Source organism: Methylobacterium sp. CCH5-D2 (assembly GCF_001556475.1).
In the GTDB taxonomy this organism is placed as follows: domain Bacteria; phylum Pseudomonadota; class Alphaproteobacteria; order Rhizobiales; family Beijerinckiaceae; genus Methylobacterium; species Methylobacterium hispanicum.
The window spans coordinates 1-16546 of sequence record NZ_LSIX01001119.1 but is presented as its reverse complement, the minus strand read 5'-3'; the positions used below and the strand labels follow the sequence as shown (position 1 = coordinate 16546).

Annotated in this window: 13 protein-coding genes; 10 read left to right on the top strand and 3 right to left on the bottom strand. The window is 72.0% G+C overall.

Features of this window, described 5'->3' with window-relative positions:
* The coding region (locus tag AX737_RS30320; protein ID WP_066927774.1) for a PBP1A family penicillin-binding protein at positions 1-2087 on the bottom strand (2087 nt) is incomplete at its 3' end.
* A gap of 217 nt (positions 2088-2304) precedes the next feature.
* Entirely contained in the window at positions 2305-2949 is a 645-nt protein-coding gene (locus AX737_RS30315; RefSeq protein WP_066927772.1) for an HdeD family acid-resistance protein, read from the bottom strand.
* A 193-nt stretch (positions 2950-3142) separates the two neighbouring features.
* Between AX737_RS30315 and AX737_RS30310 the strand changes: the two genes are divergently transcribed.
* Both AX737_RS30310 and AX737_RS30305 read left to right on the top strand, forming a co-directional pair.
* Entirely contained in the window at positions 3143-4372 is a 1230-nt protein-coding gene (locus tag AX737_RS30310) for an HlyD family secretion protein (RefSeq protein WP_066927770.1), read from the top strand.
* On the top strand, positions 4369-5964 hold the full coding sequence (locus AX737_RS30305) for a DHA2 family efflux MFS transporter permease subunit (protein ID WP_066927768.1): 1596 nt from the start codon (positions 4369-4371) through the stop codon (positions 5962-5964). Before AX737_RS30310 ends, AX737_RS30305 begins: the two co-directional genes overlap by 4 nt.
* Positions 5965-6016: 52 nt before the next feature.
* On the opposite strand, the gene AX737_RS30300 is transcribed toward AX737_RS30305, so the two are convergent.
* Complete coding sequence (locus AX737_RS30300; protein ID WP_066927766.1) at positions 6017-7228, bottom strand: transglycosylase SLT domain-containing protein; 1212 nt, start codon at positions 7226-7228, stop codon at positions 6017-6019.
* A 323-nt stretch (positions 7229-7551) separates the two neighbouring features.
* Here AX737_RS30300 and AX737_RS30295 point away from each other — a divergent pair, with 323 nt between their 5' ends.
* The 8 genes from AX737_RS30295 to AX737_RS30260 form a co-directional block, all read left to right on the top strand.
* Positions 7552-8742 carry an inositol-3-phosphate synthase gene (locus AX737_RS30295; protein ID WP_066927764.1) on the top strand — a complete coding sequence of 397 codons (1191 nt, stop codon included), beginning with the start codon at positions 7552-7554 and terminating at the stop codon, positions 8740-8742.
* Complete coding sequence (locus AX737_RS30290) at positions 8742-9674, top strand: hypothetical protein (protein ID WP_066927762.1); 933 nt, start codon at positions 8742-8744, stop codon at positions 9672-9674. Before AX737_RS30295 ends, AX737_RS30290 begins: the two co-directional genes overlap by 1 nt.
* A 91-nt stretch (positions 9675-9765) precedes the next feature.
* The gene (locus AX737_RS30285; RefSeq protein ID WP_066927760.1) at positions 9766-10950 is read left to right on the top strand and encodes a class I SAM-dependent methyltransferase; all 1185 of its coding nucleotides are present in this window, start codon (positions 9766-9768) and stop codon (positions 10948-10950) included.
* Positions 10950-11975 carry a Gfo/Idh/MocA family oxidoreductase gene (locus AX737_RS30280; RefSeq protein ID WP_066927757.1) on the top strand — a complete coding sequence of 342 codons (1026 nt, stop codon included), beginning with the start codon at positions 10950-10952 and terminating at the stop codon, positions 11973-11975. The genes AX737_RS30285 and AX737_RS30280 overlap by 1 nt, the downstream gene beginning before the upstream one ends.
* Before the next feature lie 253 nt (positions 11976-12228).
* Entirely contained in the window at positions 12229-13827 is a 1599-nt protein-coding gene (locus AX737_RS30275; protein ID WP_066927755.1) for a YcaO-like family protein, read from the top strand.
* Positions 13824-14687 carry a sugar phosphate isomerase/epimerase family protein gene (locus tag AX737_RS30270; protein WP_066927753.1) on the top strand — a complete coding sequence of 288 codons (864 nt, stop codon included), beginning with the start codon at positions 13824-13826 and terminating at the stop codon, positions 14685-14687. Before AX737_RS30275 ends, AX737_RS30270 begins: the two co-directional genes overlap by 4 nt.
* Entirely contained in the window at positions 14684-15922 is a 1239-nt protein-coding gene (locus AX737_RS30265) for a glycosyltransferase family 4 protein (RefSeq protein ID WP_066927751.1), read from the top strand. Before AX737_RS30270 ends, AX737_RS30265 begins: the two co-directional genes overlap by 4 nt.
* 21 nt (positions 15923-15943) lie before the next feature.
* Positions 15944-16546 (top strand): PIG-L family deacetylase (locus tag AX737_RS30260; RefSeq protein ID WP_066927776.1); only part of this gene is annotated, 603 nt, incomplete at its 3' end.

Here is a 16546-nt window from a genome sequence, read left to right as displayed (position 1 = left end):
GCCGAGGGGCGCTTGCGGCCCTTGGCGAGTTGCGCGGAGGCCCGCTGCACGAAGTCCCGGAACATCGCGGCCGGCAGATCGCCGCCGCCGACCCGGTTCATGGAGCTGTTGTCGTCGTTCCCGACCCAGATGCCGACCACCATCTCGGGCGTCACGCCGATGAACCACGCGTCGCGGTAATCCTGCGTCGTGCCGGTCTTGCCGCCGACCGCGAGGCCCGGGACCTTCGCGGCCTTGCCGGTGCCGGAATCGACCACCGCCTGGAGCGAGTCGAGCATCATGGTCCGGCTGTCACCGGGCAGCCCCCGGGTCGCGGCCTGGTCCGGGTGCAGGTAGATCGGCTGCGGCTGGCCGCCCCGGATCGCGTGGACCGCGTAGGTCTCCAGCGGCGTGCGGTTGGCGAGCACGCCCGCGTAGGCGCGGGTCATCTCGAGGAGCGTCACCTCGGCCGAGCCCAGCGCGAGGCTCGGCACGCTCGGCAGATCAGAGGTGACGCCGAGCGATTTCGCGGTCGCGATCACGGCGGGGATGCCGAGCTCGTCGCCGAGCTGGGCCGCGATGGTGTTGACCGAGAGCGCGAAGGCGCTGCGGAGCGGCAGCGCGCCGCGGAAACGATTGTTGGAATTCTGCGGCTCCCAGTCGCCGATCTGGACCGGGCGGTCGACCAGCACCGAGTCCGGGCTCAGGCCCTGCTCGTAGGCGGTGAGGTAGACGAAGAGCTTGAACAGCGAGCCGGCTTGGCGCTTGGCCTGGACCGCGCGGTTGAACTGGCTGTCCTCGTAGTCGCGCCCGCCGACCATCGCCAGGATCGCGCCCTGCGGCGAGAGCGCCACGAGGGCGGCCTGGGAGACCTTCTTCTTCGCACCCTCCGCGTCGAGGCGGCGGGCGATCACACCCTCGGCGAGGCTCTGCAGGTCGAGGTTCAGGGTCGAGCGCACCGTGAGGTCGCCGCCCGTGTCGGTGAGGCGCCGGGCGTCCGCCTGCACCATGTCGAGGAAGTAGTTGGTGCCCGGCGGCGTCTCGGGCGGCGTGCGCAGCGTCACGGTCTTGGCGCGGGCCGCGTCCGCCTCCTTGGTGGAGATGGCGCCGGTCTCGACCATGGCCTGGAGCACCACGTCGGCCCGCTCCTTGGCGCCGCCGAAATTGCGGGTGGGGGCGAGTTGTGAGGGGGCGCGCACGAGGCCCGCCAGCATCGCGGCCTCCGGCAGGGTCAGCTGCTTGGCGGGCTTGCCGAAATAGCGCCGGGCCGCCGCGTCGGCCCCGTAGGCGCCCGCGCCGAAATAGGCGGTGTTGAGGTAGCCGACCAGGATGTCGCTCTTCGACATCTCGCTCTCGGCCCGGAGCGCCAGGAAGGCCTCCTGGATCTTGCGCCGGAGCGTCTTCTCCTGGGAGAGCGAGGTGAGGCGGACATATTGCTGGGTGATGGTCGAGCCGCCCTCGCGCACGCCCCCGCCGGTCGTGTTGCGCCACGCGGCGCGCAGGAGCCCGCGCAGGTCCACGCCCCAGTGGCTGTAGAAGCGCCGGTCCTCGATGGCGACGATGGCCTGGGCCAGCGTCGGCGGCAGGTCGGCTGCAGTGAGCCGCTCGCCCCGGAAGGCGCCCCGGGTGGCGAAGACGCGCCCGTCGTCGGCCTCGACGGTGAGGGCGCGGCTGCCCGGATCGTTCGAGACCGAGCCCAGCGGCGGCAGGGTCAGGAAGGCGGCCAGCACGTAGAGCAGCAGGGCGCCGAGCGGGAGCCCGACGACGAGGGCCGCCAGGGCGAGGGTGCGCCGCCGGGGCCGGAAGGCCCGGCGCGACGCGGCCGCGGGACGCTCGGGTGCGGGGGCGGCCTCCGGGGACGCGCCGGCCACGGAGGAGGGTCGGGCCTTCAGGCGCCCAGCGAGGCCGCCGAGGCCCGCGGCGCCGCGGCGCCCGAGCCGGCCACCGCCGCGGAGAGCCGCGCGGGCGGCGCCGGCGCCGAGGATGCCGAGTTGGCGCGCGAGGCTGCGGGCGGCCGAGGCCGCCTCGCGGGCCGCCGCGCGGGTGTCGGGTTCGGCCCGCGGGTCCGGCGCGCCGGGGCCCGGGCGTTCCGGATCGGGAGGGTTCATCGCATCCGCCAGCGGCCGTGCCGCCTGTCACGCTGTCTCGCGGCCGTTCTAGACGAATCCCGCGGGGCGCCGCTACGGCGCGAAAGCCTCACCGTGGATCCGGTTGCCGGGCGGGTGCCGCAATGGGGGCGAGGTTCTCGCCCCGGGACTCCCGCCCTCGCTCGGCGCGCGCTCCCTCTCCCTCTGCGGGGCAGGGAAGACCGCGCGCCGGCCCGCCTCAGAGCCGCCCGAGCGGCATCGGCCGGCCCGCCGCCTCGTGGCGGCCGCGCAGGCGGAAGGCCAGGATCACGAGCAGCACCCCGAAAGCCACCGCGTAGCCGCCGAGCCACCACGTCAGCACCAGGGCGGACATGCCCGGATTGATCAGCAGCGCCAGCCCGAACAACAGCGAGACGACGCCGCCCAGAACCAGCCACCAGCGCCCGTAATGCAGGTGGAGCCGGAAGGCCGCCGCGATCATCAGCCCGCCCGAGACCAGCGCCCAGATCGAGACCAGCAGCACGAAGGCCCAGACCGCCGCAGCCGGCATCAGGAAGGCGGTCACGCCGACCAGGATGTCGATGAGCCCCTCGAACAGCAGGAAACCCCAGCGCTCGTGGCGCTGCGCCGCTCGCACGGCCGCGACGATGCCGAAGACCCCATCGACCAGCATGTAGGCCGCGAAGAACAGCACGAGCGAGAGCACGAAGGCGGCGGGCGCCGCGAGGGCGACGACCCCGAACAGGATGGCGAACACGCCCCGCAGGGCGACGAGCCACCAGTTGCGGGCGAGCACCGTGCTCATCGCGTCGAGGCGCGCCGGCCCGGTGAGGGGAATGCCGGACGGGCCCGTTCCTCCCGACGCGTCGGACGTTCCAGCCATGCCATGGTCCTCCGGCCGCGTCGCGGTCTGGCAGACCGCACGCCTGCCGCAACGCCGAGCGGAGGGCGGCGTTCCGTGCGACGCAAAGGCACGGGATGGAACTTTGGTGTCATCCGTCCCTTTGCGCTGTCGAGGCGGGTTCACACGCGGCGCGTCCCTGAGGGGGCGGGTCCCTTTTCGGCAATCACCACCGATGCTTGACGATCAGCGGCAGGCCGCGCCCGCCGACGCTTTCGCGCGCCGGTCCGAGCCGGAGGACGCACGCGACATCCTCGACCTCCAGCCGACGGGCCGGAAGCCCGGCGACGGCGCGCGCGAAGCCGTGCCGGAGGGCGAGGGGGCGGAGGCGCCGGACCCGGCCGAGGACGAGGCGGACGAGACCGAGGCGCGGCGCCCGAGCGTGCTGCGTCGCCATCCCTGGTGGTTCGTGCTCGGCGGGCTCGCGGTCGTGGCGCTCGGCGTCGCCACGTTCGTCTACTGGCGGATCTACCTCCATCCCTACGAGACCACCGACGACGCCTTCGTGGACGCGCGCAGCTTCACGATCGCCCCGAAGGTCGGTGGCTACGTCGTGGCCGTACCGGTCACCGACAACCAGCACGTGGAACCCGGCGACACGCTCTTCCGGATCGACCCGCGCGACTACCGCGTCGCGCTGGCGCAGACCGAGGCGCAGGTGCAGGCGGGCGAGGCCGCGATCCGGAACGTCGATGCGCAGATCGAGGCCCAGCGGGCGCAGATCGAGGTGGCCAGGGCACAGGTCGAGACCGCGCAGGCGGCGCTGAAGTTCGCCGAGGAGGACGCCGCCCGCTATCAGAAGCTCGCCGAGCGCGGCGCCGGCACGATCCAGCAATCGCAATCCTCGACCTCGACCCTGCAGCAGCGCCAGGCCTCGCTGACGAGCGCCGAGGCGAGCGTGGTGGCGGCCCGGCAGCAGGTCGGCTCGCTCCAGGCCCAGCGCGCCAGCGCCGAGGCGCAGCTCGCCCAGGCCAAAGCCCAGCGCGACCAGGCCAAGCTCAACCTCGGCTATACGACCGTGACGGCGGCCCAGGCCGGCCGCGTCGTGCGCCTGACCGGCGACGTCGGTGCGTACGCTCAGGCCGGACAAAGCCTCGCGATGTTCGTGCCCGACGCGATCTGGATCACCGCCAACTACAAGGAGACCCAGGTCACCGACATGCGCCCGGGCCAGCCCGTCGCCGTCACGATCGACGCCTATCCGGACCGGACGATCACCGGCCGGATCGACTCGGTGCAGCCGGGCTCGGGCACCGCCTTCAGCCTGCTCCCGGCGCAGAACGCCACCGGCAACTACGTGAAGGTGACGCAGCGCATCCCCGTGAAGATCGTGGTCGACGCGTGGCCGACCGACGTCTCGATCGGGCCCGGCATGTCGGTGGTGCCGAAGGCCCACGTGCGGTGAGCGCGACCGCCGAGGGATCGGCCAAGGCGCCGGGGGGCCACAACCCCTGGGCGATCGCCCTCGTGGTGGCGCTCGCCACCTTCATGGAGGTGCTCGACACCACGATCGCCAACGTGGCGCTGCGCTACATCTCGGGCGGCCTCGCGGTCGGGCCCGACGAGGCGGCCTGGGTGGTGACGAGCTACCTCGTGGCCAACGCCATCACGCTGATCGCCTCGAGCTTCCTGGCCAAGCGCTACGGGCGCAAGGCCTTCTTCATGTGGAGCGTGGCGCTCTTCACCCTCGCCTCGATCCTGTGCGGCTTCGCCTGGAGCCTCGAATCGCTGCTGCTCTTCCGGGTGCTCCAGGGGCTCGGCGGCGGCGGCATGGCGCCGCTCGCGCAGTCGATCCTGGCGGATTCCTTCCCGCCCGCGAAGCGGGGCCAGGCCTTCGCCCTCTACGGCGTCGCGATCGTGGTGGCGCCGGTGATCGGTCCGACGCTCGGCGGCTGGCTCTCCGACAACGCCTCCTGGCACTGGTGCTTCCTGATCAACGGGCCGATCGGCGTGATCGCGCTCGGCCTCATGTACTGGCTGATCGAGGACAGCGAGGCGGCCAAGCGCGAGCGCCGGGACTTGCGGCGGAAGGGCGTGCGCTTCGACCTCGTCGGCTTCCTGCTGGTCGCGCTCTTCCTCGGCTCGCTCGAGGTCGTCCTCGACGAGGGCCAGCGCAAGGACTGGTTCGGCACCTCGACGCTGATGAACGTCTTCGGCGTGCTGACCGTGGTCTCGTTCTGCGCCATGATCCCGTGGTTGCTCACCCGGAAGAACCCGGTCATCGACCTGCGGCTGCTCAACAGCCGCCAGTTCGGCTCCTGCTTCGTGGTGATGCTGTTCACCGGCGCGGTGCTGATCGCCACTACGCAGTTCATCCCGCAGATCACGCAGGAATATTACGGCTACACCGCCACCCTGTCGGGGCTGGTGCTGGGCCCCGGCGGCCTCGTCACGGTGGCGATGATGGCGCTGGTCGGGCGGCTCTCGTCCGTCGTGCAGCCGAAATGGCTGATCGCGACGGGCGGGGCGATCGTGGCGGCCGGGATGTACGACCTGACCCGGATCTACGGCGACACCACGTTCTGGTTCTTCGCGTGGTCGCGGATCTATATCGGCATCGGCCTGCCGATGATCTTCCTCTCGGTGACCTCGGCCTCCTACGAGGGCCTGCCGAAGGACCGGACGGATCAGGCCTCGGCGCTCATCAACGTGGCGCGCAACGTGGGCGGCTCGATGGGCGTGTCGCTCGCCCAGAACATCCTGGCCTATCGCAGCCAGTTCCATCAGAGCCGGCTGGTGGAATCCGTCGATCCGTCGAGCCCGGCCTACCAGGAGACCCTGGCCCAGGCGACGCGCTACTTCCAGCAGCACGGCCTGGCGGGGCCGGACGCGCAGAACCAGGCCATCGCCTGGATCGGCAGCCAGCTCTCCACGCAGGTGGCGTACTGGGCCTATATCGACGTGTTCTGGGTGCTCGGCGCGATGACCGCCTGCCTCGTGCCGCTGGCGCTGATCCTGAAGGATGTGAAGCGCGGCGGTGCGCAGACGGCGCATTGAGATCGCATCTCGACCCTCCCCCGCAGAGGGGGGAGGGGGAGCGTCGGGGATCTCACAGCCCCGCCGGCAGCGCCTCGGTGACCTGCACGCGGCCGGTCTCGGCGGGCTCGGCGACGCGCACCGGCGCCGCATCCGCGATTTCCGGCGCGGCCTCGGGCTGGCGGGCGAGCGCCGCGACGCCCTCGTAGCGGCTCAGCCGCTTGTCCATCATGCCGTCGATGCGCTCGTAGACCTCGGCCACGCTGAGGCCGCGGCGGCCCCGGCCGGCCTTCTCGGTGAACAGGCTGCGGTTCGCCCGCGCGGCGGAGCGGAAGGCCTTCTGGGCCGAGGCCTCGGGCCTGTCGCTCGACAGGCTGAGGAAGCGGCCGGCGCTCGCGGTGCCGAGGAAGTGGGCGAAGTACAGCTCGGTCGTGCTGAGCTCGCGCCCGACCCGGGCCTCGATCCGGCCGCGGTCGCGCTTCACCAGCTCGGCCGCCATCAGGCAGGCGATGTAGGGGTCGTTGCGCAGGCCCAGCACGCGCTGGCGCATGCCGTCCGCCACCGAGATCGCGCCGCCGCGGCCCCGCACGGCGGCGGCCTCGTCGGCGAGCCCGTAGCGGGCGCCGTAGTCGCGGATCATCTCCAGCCATGTCGCGGTCACGAACTGGAACAGGCCCTGCGCCGAGGAGGTCGCGGCCTTCACGTCGGTCTCGAAGCTCGATTCCTTGTCGGCGAGCGCCATCATGTAGACGGGATCGACGCCGGCCTCGTCGGAGGCCCGCAGGATGGTGTCCACCACCCGGCGCGGCACGCTCATCGGGCCGAACTTGATCTTCTCCTCGCGCGCGTCCTTCACCGGCTGCGGCAGCGCGGCGAGGTCGTTCTCGATCAGCGCGGTCGTCGCCGGCTCCTGCTCGGGGAGGGGCACGCCGGTCCAGTCGCCTTCGGAACCCGTCTCGTCCTCGGGCGTTTCGTCGGTGGAACTGGCAGCCCCCACCGTCTCGGCCGCCGCCCGCGCCTCGAAGGCCTGCGCGGCCCGCGGGTTCAGGTCGATGCGATCGTGCGCCGCGGCGACCGGCGCGAAGGCGGTCTGCGGCAGGACGAGCCCCGCCAGCAGGGCAGCGACCAGCGTCGCGCTCCAACGGGTGTTGGCGAAGCTCCGGCGCTCTTGTCCGCGCACGGCCCGCGGCAGCCACGCTACGGCCTGATCCTCACAAAAGGTCTCGCAAGGCACGAGACGGCTCACGTCGTCGGCGCGGCGCGCCGGCTCCGGGAAAACCCCCATGTCTGGTCCTTCTTGTGCCGCGGCGTTCTTCGGCCGGGCTTTCGTTCAGCGGCGGCTCTATCCACAGCCGACGTGACCAGAATGGGACGCTCGCGTGATCGTGGCGTGATCCTCCCGTGGCACCCGGGATGCGGCGTTACGTCCTCGGATTTCCGTCGAATCGGCGCCGTGTTCGGGCTCGGTTCAGCCAAGCAGCGCCACATCTAGGTCCAAGTCGGGCTTGGAAGCAGGTCCGTACGCTCCAGTTACAGGGCCCCGCGGCGGCAGCCCGATCGTGTTGAAGCAACGCCGCCGCGCCAGAGAATGAAGGAAGTACCCTTCCGATGAGCATGCAGACCGGTCGCCGTGTCGGCGTTGCATTCGTTGGCATGGGTGGGGCCGTCGCCACCACCGCCATCGCCGGCATCGAGATGATCAAGTCCGGGTCGAACCGCCTCGACGGGCTGCCGCTCGCCGGCGTCTCCGTCGCCGGCATGGCCGACTACAAGGACCTCGTCTTCGGTGGCTGGGACCTCAACGGCGACGACCTCGCCTCCGCGGCGGCGGGCCACGGCGTCCTCACCCGGCAGGACATCGAGAACGGCGCGCAGGTCCTCAAGGGCATCACGCCCTGGCCGGCGGTCGGCAGCGCGAAGTTCTGCAAGAACATCGACGGCCAGAACCGCATCGTCGCCAAGGACCACCGCGAGGCGGTCTCGGTCATCGCCAACGACCTGCGGCGCTTCCAGAAGGAGAGCAACCTCGACGAGGTGGTCGTCGTCAACCTCGCCTCGACCGAGCGCTGGCCCGACCTCACCGACCCGACCCTGAACTCGGCCGAGGCGTTCGAGCGGGGCCTGGATTCGAGCGACGAGTCGATCTCGCCGGCCATGCTCTACGCCTACGCGGCGATCAAGAGCGGCATCCCCTACGCCAACTTCACGCCCTCGGTGGCCGCCGACGTGCCGGCGCTGCTGGAACTCGCGCGTGAACTCAACGTCCCGGTCGCCGGCAAGGACGGCAAGACCGGCCAGACCATGATGAAGACGGTTCTGGCCCCGGCGCTGAAGGCCCGCGCGCTGCACGTGGACGGCTGGTTCTCGACGAACATCCTGGGCAACCGCGACGGCTTGGCGCTGAACGACCCGAGCTCGCTGCAGTCGAAGCTCAACACCAAGGGCACGGTGCTCGACTCGATCCTCGGCTATCCGGTCGAGGACCACCTCGTGCACATCCACTATTACCGCCCGCGCGGCGACGACAAGGAAGCCTGGGACAACATCGACGTCACCGGCTTCATGGGCCAGCGCATGCAGATCAAGGTGAACTTCCTCTGCAAGGACTCGATCCTGGCCGCTCCGCTCGTCATCGAGATCGCCCGCGTGCTCGACCTCGCCAAGAAGCGCGGCGATGGCGGCGTGCAGGAGCAGCTCTCGACCTTCTTCAAGGCCCCGATGGTCAAGAACGGCCACGGCCCGGAGCACGCCTTCGGCAAGCAGGAGCGCATGCTGCACGATTGGCTCGGCGTGAACTGATGCGCGCAGCCACTGAGGGCGGGGCCCGGCCGGGCCCCGCCGCACCGCTCGAACTCCGGGACCTCTTGGTCGAGCTGAACGACCTCAAGCGCGTCCGCTCCGCGGGCCGCACCGGCTCCATCGCCGAGCGCCTGTTCGCGCAAGGGTGGGGCATGCTGACCGGTGGCGCGAGCCCGGAGGACGTCGCCCTCGACATCACCGCGACCGCGCTCGCCGCCACCCGCCTGTGCGACCTCGACGCGGCCTTCCTGGCCTCGGCCGGGCTCTCCGACGCCGCGGTGGCGGAGGTGCTGGTCTCGGGCTTCGACGCGGTGACGGAGGCGCTCGACCCGGAGCTGCGCGCGCGCCTGCGCGAGCGGCTGCGGATCCGCACCGGGGTGGTGCCGGGCCCGCTGCCGGGCTTCGTCGCGGCGCTCGCCCAGCAGCCGCGGGCGGGCGTCACCTGCCCGGGCCGCGCCCGGATCCTCCTGGAGCCGCCCGAGAACCACGCCGAGCACTGCCTGATGGTGGCGGTCTACGGCGTGGCGCTCAGCCCCTTCTACCGGGCGGATCCCGCGACCGTGTTCCTCGCCGCGATGGCGCACCACTTCCACAACGCCGCGATGCCGGATGCGGGCTTCACCGGCGAGATGCTGCTGGGCGACCATCTCGGGCCGATCATGGAGACCACCACCCGCTGGGCGCTGGACGCGCTCGAGCCCGCCCTGCGCGAGCCTGTCGTGCGCGCCCGCGCGGTGCTGCCCGACGACGCGACCGCGGAGGGCCGCGCCTTCCACGCCGCCGACTGCATCGACCGCGTGCTCCAGATCGCCCAGCACCTCAACGCCGCCTCGCTCACGATGCAGACGGTGCTGGATGACATGGAACTCGTGCATGCCGGCCCGGTGAAGGGTTTCCACGACCGCGTTCTGGCCGATATGCGGATCCCGTGATCGGGAGGAACCCGCGGGACCGATCCGGGGCGGACCTCTCCGCTCCGGACCCGGCGTCGCGGGTCTCCCGTGCGGGGCATAGATTGAGTCCATGATCCCCTTCGCTCTGCGTTCCCCCGAGACCGGCAACCCGCTCCGCGCCGACCGTCCGCACTCGCTCGCGGACGAGGAGACCGGCGCGCGCTGGCCGGTCATCGACGGCATCCCGTACCTGCGCGTGAACCGCGCCGCGCTGATCGAGCGCGTGCTCGCCCATCTCGACGCGGGCGAGCCCGACGAGGCGTTGGCCGCGCTGCTCGCCGACCAGGACGACTGGTGGAACGGCCCGGCCGCCGACCCGGGCGAGATCCGCCAGCTCGTGAAGGCGCGCGCGACCGCCACCCTGCGGGACGCGGTACGGCTCCTCGGCTGGGGCCGGGTCGGCGACTACTTCCTGCACCGCTGGAGCGACCCGACCTATCTGGCGGGCCTCGCGCTACTGGAGGCGCACTGGAACGAGCCGATCTGCGTCTTCGAGTTCGCCTGCGGCATCGGCCACTACCTGCGCGCGCTGAAGCGGCGCGGCTGCAAGGTCGCGGGCGCCGACGTGGTCTTCGCCAAGCTCTGGGTGGCACGCCACTGGGTGGTCGACGACAAGGCGCAGCTCGTCTGCTTCGACGCGGGCTCGGAGCACTGGCCGATCCCGGGCGCGCCGGTCGACCTCGTCGTCTGCAACGACGCCTTCTACTTCCTCGACGACAAGCCGCGCCTGCTCGAAGCCTTGCGCCAGACGGCCGGCGACGACGGCTGGCTCGCGATCAGCCACATCCACAACGCCGAGAGTCCCGGCTTCTCGGCGGGCCGCGCGGTCACCGCCGAGGACATCGCCGAGCTGTTCCCCGACGCGCTGGTCTACGACGACGCCGAGCTGACGCGGGCGCTGGTCGAGGCGCGCGCGCCGGGCCCCCGCGAGCCCGGGGACCTGCGCGCCTGCGAGGCCTTCTCGGTGGTGGCCGGGCCCGGCATGCGGCCCGCCCCGCGCGCGGTGATCGACGGGCTGACCCTGCCGCCGGCCGGCACCGAGCTCCACCTCAACCCCCTCTACCAGCCGGATGAAGCGGGCGGGTTCGCGATCCGCTGGCCCTCGGAGCGCTACGCGGCCGAGTACGCTCCCCTCGTCACCTACCCGGCGCACTCGGAGGGCCCCGAGCGCCTGCGCTTCACCGGCGTGCCGGAGGCGGCGGAATCCGACCGGGTGCGGCGGCGCGAGTTCGTCGATCTGCCGGAGCGCTGGTGATGGAGCCCGTCCGCTGGGGCATCGTCGGTTACGGCTGGGTCGCCCGCGACTACATGGCGCCCGGCATCCGCGAGGCCGGGCACCGGCTGGTCGCGGTCTGCGATCCCGGCGAGGCGGCCCGTGCGGCGGCCGAGGCCGAGGGGGCGCGGGCCTACGCGGATCTCTCCGGCCTGATCGCCGATCCCGCGGTGGAAGCGGTCTACGTCGCGACGCCGAACCACCTCCACCGCGAGGCCGTGGAGGCGCTGGCTGCCTCGGGCAAGGCGATCCTCTGCGAGAAACCGATGGCGGCCTCGCTCAGCGACGCCGAGGCGATGGCGGCGGCCGTCCAGGCCCACGGCATCTTCTACGGCACCGCCTTCGACCAGCGCCACCACCCGGCCCACCGCCTGATGCGGGACGCGGTTCGGACCGGGCGCCTCGGTACCGTGACGGCTGTGCGCATCGTCTACGCCTGCTGGCTGCACCGGGACTGGGCGCCGCAGGAAGGCCACGACAACTGGCGCATCGATCCCGCCCGGGCCGGGGGCGGCGCGCTGATCGACCTCGCGCCGCACGGTCTCGACCTCGTGGATTTCCTGCTGGACGAGTCGATCCGCGAGATCGCCGCCCTCACGCAGGCGCGCGCGCAGGATTACAGCGTGGACGACGGCGCCCTGCTGATCGGCCGCACGGAGAGCGGCGTGCTGGCGAGCTTGCATGTCGCCTACAATTGCCCGGACGCGCTGCCGCGCCGCCGCCTGGAGGTGGTCGGCACACGCGGCCAGATGGTCGCCGAGAACACGATGGGGCAGGTGGCCGGCGGCCGCCTCACGTTCATCGACGGTGCATCGGGCCTTCCCGAGGATGTGGCCTTCGACGGGGACGCCTCGCCCTTCACCGAGCAGGTGCGCGCCTTCGGCTCGGCGCTGCGCCGGCCAGCGGAGCGCGAGGCCTACGCGGCGGCGCGGGATCTCCACACGATGCGGCTCGTCGTAGGAGCCTACGCGAGCGACCGGGGCGGGGGCGGGAGGCTCGAACCGTGATGCGCGCCGACGTCCTCCCACCCTACCCCGTAAGCCACCCCCCTGTCCCGGACGCCTGGAACGCAGTGGAAGGTGATCCGGGACCCAGCACAGGGGGTGCCGCGCAGCGGCTCGATCTTCATCCCCGGCGCAGCAGGCGGACGCTTCGCGCCTTCTCGTGCTGGGTCCCGGGTCGCATTCCGCTCGCGCTCCATGCGCCCGGGAAAGGGGCGGCGGTGAAGCAGCCCAAACACGTTTGTCCTGAGGTGCATGCATGACCACGACCGGCAACCAGGACCAGGACGCCCGCGCCCGCCACGCCCGCATCAAGGCGCCGCGGCCCTACAGCTACGGCGCCCCGCGCCGGATCGAGGGCCTGCCCGAGCGCCTGCCCGACCCCGTGCGGGCCTATCTCGACGTGCTGCCCCCGGGCCGCGTCGTCGGCTTCAACCTCGCGCCCCTCGACCGCACCGGCGTGCCGGTCTGGTTCGTCTCGCTCTTCCTCGACGATCCCTTCTTCGTCGGCGCGATGCCCTCGGGCATCGGCTACGGCGCCACCGACGACGAGGCGCTGATCGGCGCGGTGGCCGAGATCGCCGAGAACCTGATGCCCTCGCTCGCCGTCATGCCGCGCAAGAAGGAGCGCGGCAGCTACGATGATCTCGTCCGGGTGTTCGGTGAGAGGTCCGTCGCCGACCCGCTGACGCTCTGCCTGCCCGCGGGCTCTCCGGTCGGGCGCGGCACGGTGCTCGAATGGACCCCCGCCACCCGCCGCGGCACGGGCGAGACCGTGCTGATGCCCCTCGACATCGCGGCGACCGACTATTTCGAATTGTCGGAGGGCTACACGCCCTTCACGAATCTCATCACCAACGGCCTCGGCGCGGGCCCCGACCTCGATTTCGCCCTCGGCCACGGCGTGCTGGAATTGCTGCAGCGCGACGGCAACGGCCTCCTGTTCCGCGCCCTCGACCAGGGCGTGATGCTCGACTTCGCGGACGGGATCTCGGACGAGAACGCCGCGATGCTGGCGCGGCTGGAGAGCCTCGGCATCCGGGCCCTGCCGAAATTCGCCACCGACCAGTTCGGCCTGACCAACCTCTACGTGGTCGGCTACGACACCGACCTCGCCCGGGCGCCGGCCCCGATCGCCCTCTCGGCCTGCGGCGAGGCCTGCGACCCGGACCGCGACCGGGCCCTGCGCAAGGCGCTGCTCGAATTCCAGGCGGCGCGCGTGCGCAAGAGCTTCGGCCACGGCCCCCTCGACTTCGCCCGGACGGTCACGCCGCCGGGCTACGTCGACGCCTTCATCCAGAAGGCCCTGCCGAGCCTCGACCTGGAGGAGAGCCGGGCGCTGAAGGCCATGCTCGACTGGATCGTGCTGCCGCCGGAAGGCCTGCACGGCGTCCTCGCCGGCACGGTCTATTCCGAGCGCTCCACCAAGCGCTTCTCGGAACTGCCGAGCACGCAGGCCGCCGACGGCCACGCGCGCGGGAAGATCGCCTGCGACCGGCTGGAGGAGGCCGGCTTCGACGTGCTCTACGTCGATTGCTCGCCGCCGGGCGGCGGCGTCGGCGTCGCCAAGGCGATCGTGCCGGGGCTCGAGGTCGAGACCATGAGCTACTACCGGATCGGCGAGCGCAACACCCGCAAGCTCCTCGAGCGCGAGCACCCGCTCATCCGCTTCGGCGAGGCCAGCGAGACTCTGCGGCCGGTGCGTCTCACGCCGGAGGCGATCGAGCGCTTCGGCGGCCAGCCGCTCTTCGACACCGCGCTGGCCGAGGAGATCGTGGGCAGCCACTACCCGCTCTACCGCGAGCCGGAATCGCACCACGCGCCCTTCCGGCTGGAGCAGAGGGGGCGCGCCGCATGAGCCTGCGCTTCGCCTACAACACCAACGGGGCCGCCAACCACCGGCTCGACGACGCCCTGCGGCTGATCAAGGCGGCGGGCTACGACGGCGTGGCGCTGACGCTCGACATCCACCACCTCGACCCGTTCGCGGAGAACTGGGCGGCGGAGGCGGGGCGCGTATCCAGCCTCCTGCAGAGCCTCGAACTCGGCTCGGTGATCGAGACCGGCGCCCGCTTCCTGCTCGACCCCACCGCCAAGCACGAGCCGACGCTGGTGACGGCCGACGCCGCGGGCCGCGCCCGCCGCGTCGGCTTCCTGAAGCGGGCCATCGATATCGGGGCGATGCTGCACTCGGAGGCGGTCTCGTTCTGGGCCGGCGTGCCCAAGCCCGGCGTCGATCGCGACGAGGCCCGCCGCTGGCTCTCGGAAGGGCTTCGCGAGGTCGTGGCCTACGCCGCGGACAAGGGCGTCGTGCCCTGTCTCGAACCCGAGCCCGGCATGCTGATCGAGACCTTGGATGACTACGCCGCCCTGGGGATCGAGGGCCTCAGGCTCGCCCTCGACACCGGCCACTGCCTCGTCACCGGCGAGCGCGAGCCGGTAGCCGCCGTGCACGAGTTCGCCGACCGGATCGGCACCGTGGCGATCGAGGACATGGCCCGCGGCGTCCACGTCCACCTGCCCTTCGGCGAGGGCGACATGGACGTGCCGGGCGTGCTGAACGCGCTCGAAGCGGTGAACTACGAGAAACTGATCTGCGTCGAGCTGTCCCGCGAGAGCCACCGGGCCGACCGGATGATCCCCGAGGCGCTCGCCTACCTGCGCGCCTGCCGCGGCCCCGGCGCGGACCTGCCGGTGCAGGAGACCCGCCCGCAATGAGGATCTGCTTCGTCAGCCGGCGCTACTTCCCGGCGATATCCGGCATGAGCGTCTACGCGCAGAACCTGCTGCGCGAACTGGTCCAGGCCGGCCACGACGTCACGATGATCTCGCAGTACCGGGGCGATGCCTTCGGCACCCGCGTCTACGGCGGCGGCCCGCCCCCGTCCGTGCCCGGCGTGCGCGTGATCGGCCTCGAACAGCTCGGCGAGCAGGAGAGCGGCGACTTCGAGCGCGACATCGACACGATGGTCGGGACGATCTGTGCCGAGCACGCGCGGGCCCCCTTCGACGTGCTCCACGCGCAGTACGGCTACCCGACCGGCTGGGCGACGCTCCTCGCCTCCAAGCGCCTCGGCGTGCCGAACGTTGTCTCGATCCAGGGCGGCGACGGGCACTGGGTCGGCTCCTGCTGCGAGACCCACCGGGTCGCGATGTGCGAGGTCCTGGCCCACGCCAACGCCCTGCTGATCGGCGGACGATCCTTCGTGGAGGAGGTCTGCGAGCGCCTCGGCTCGGATCCGGCCCGCTTCACCATCGTGCCGGGCGCGGTCGACACCGCGCGCTTCACGCAGGGGACGGGCGACGGGCTGCCGGCCGCCCATGAGGGGCCGGTGCGCCTGTTCTACCACGGCCGCGTCGACCGCCGGAAAGGCGTGCTCGACTTCATCGAGGCGCTGGCGCTGCTCCGGGAGCAGGGGACGCGCTTCGCGGCGACCATCTCCGGCATCGGGCCGGACGTCGATCCGTCGCGGGAGCTCGCCCAGCGCCTTGGATTCTCCGAGGACGCGATCCGCTTCACCGGCTACGCCGACTACGCCACGGTGCCGGACCTCTATCGGGCGGCCGACGTCTTCGTCTCGCCGACCTACGCGGAGGGTTTCTCGAACACCATTCTCGAGGCGATGGCGGCGGGGCTCGCCTGCGTCTCCACGCACTCGGTCGGTGTCTCGGACTGCCTGCGCGACGAGGAGAACGGGCTGCTGGTGAACCCCGGCGACGTGCCGGCGCTGGCGCGCGCGCTCACCCGGATCGTGGAGGACGGGCGGCTCCGCCGCCGCATCGCGCAAGCCGGACTGGAGGAGTGCCGCCGGGTCTATTCGTGGAGCGCGGTCGGCCGGCAGATCATGGAGGTCTACGCCGCGGTGCGGGCGGAGGCGCCGCACACGGACTTCGCCGAGGCGTTGCCGCACGATCCGGCCTGCCGCTTCCGCGCCGAGCCGCACCTGCTCTGACCGCACGAGACCGTACGCCTCTTGCCCACAGCCCTCGCCCTCTCGCCCCATCTCGACGACGCCGCCTTCTCGTGCGGCGGGACGCTGAACCGGCTCGCAGCGAACGGCTGGCGGGTGGTGATGGCGACGGTGTTCACCGCCTCGGTGCCCGATCCGCGAGGCTTCGCGCTGGCCTGCCAGCTCGACAAGGGGCTCGGGCCGGAGATCGACTACATGGCGCTACGCCGGGCCGAGGACGCGGAAGCCGCACGCCATCTCGGCATCGCCCCGCCCGTGCACCTGCCCTTCCGCGAGGCGCCGCACCGAGGCTACGGCTCGGCGCCGGAGCTGTTCGCGGCGCCGCGGGCGGACGACGCGATCGCCGAGACGCTCGCCCCCGCCCTGGCGGACCTGATCGCCGGGACCGCGCCGGACCTCCTCCTCGCCCCGCAGGCGATCGGCGGCCATGTCGATCACGTGCGGATGGTCGAAGCCCTGCGCGGGCTCGGCTACGCCCTGCCGGTCCTGTGGTGGCGCGATTTTCCCTACACGGTGCGGACGGCCGAGCCGAAGCAGCCCCTGGGCGCGCTCTTCGTCGACCTGCCCGAGATCGTCTTCGCGCTCGATGCGGCGGGGGAAGCCGCC

Coding starts and splice junctions, on each gene's coding strand:
- AX737_RS30285 (WP_066927760.1), top strand. CDS start 9,766: ATGATCCCCTTCGCTCTGCGTTCCCCCGAGACCGGCAACCCGCTCCGC.
- AX737_RS30300 (WP_066927766.1), bottom strand. CDS start 7,228: ATGGGGGTTTTCCCGGAGCCGGCGCGCCGCGCCGACGACGTGAGCCGT.
- AX737_RS30280 (WP_066927757.1), top strand. CDS start 10,950: ATGGAGCCCGTCCGCTGGGGCATCGTCGGTTACGGCTGGGTCGCCCGC.
- AX737_RS30290 (WP_066927762.1), top strand. CDS start 8,742: ATGCGCGCAGCCACTGAGGGCGGGGCCCGGCCGGGCCCCGCCGCACCG.
- AX737_RS30295 (WP_066927764.1), top strand. CDS start 7,552: ATGAGCATGCAGACCGGTCGCCGTGTCGGCGTTGCATTCGTTGGCATG.
- AX737_RS30315 (WP_066927772.1), bottom strand. CDS start 2,949: ATGGCTGGAACGTCCGACGCGTCGGGAGGAACGGGCCCGTCCGGCATT.
- AX737_RS30310 (WP_066927770.1), top strand. CDS start 3,143: ATGCTTGACGATCAGCGGCAGGCCGCGCCCGCCGACGCTTTCGCGCGC.
- AX737_RS30270 (WP_066927753.1), top strand. CDS start 13,824: ATGAGCCTGCGCTTCGCCTACAACACCAACGGGGCCGCCAACCACCGG.
- AX737_RS30265 (WP_066927751.1), top strand. CDS start 14,684: ATGAGGATCTGCTTCGTCAGCCGGCGCTACTTCCCGGCGATATCCGGC.
- AX737_RS30275 (WP_066927755.1), top strand. CDS start 12,229: ATGACCACGACCGGCAACCAGGACCAGGACGCCCGCGCCCGCCACGCC.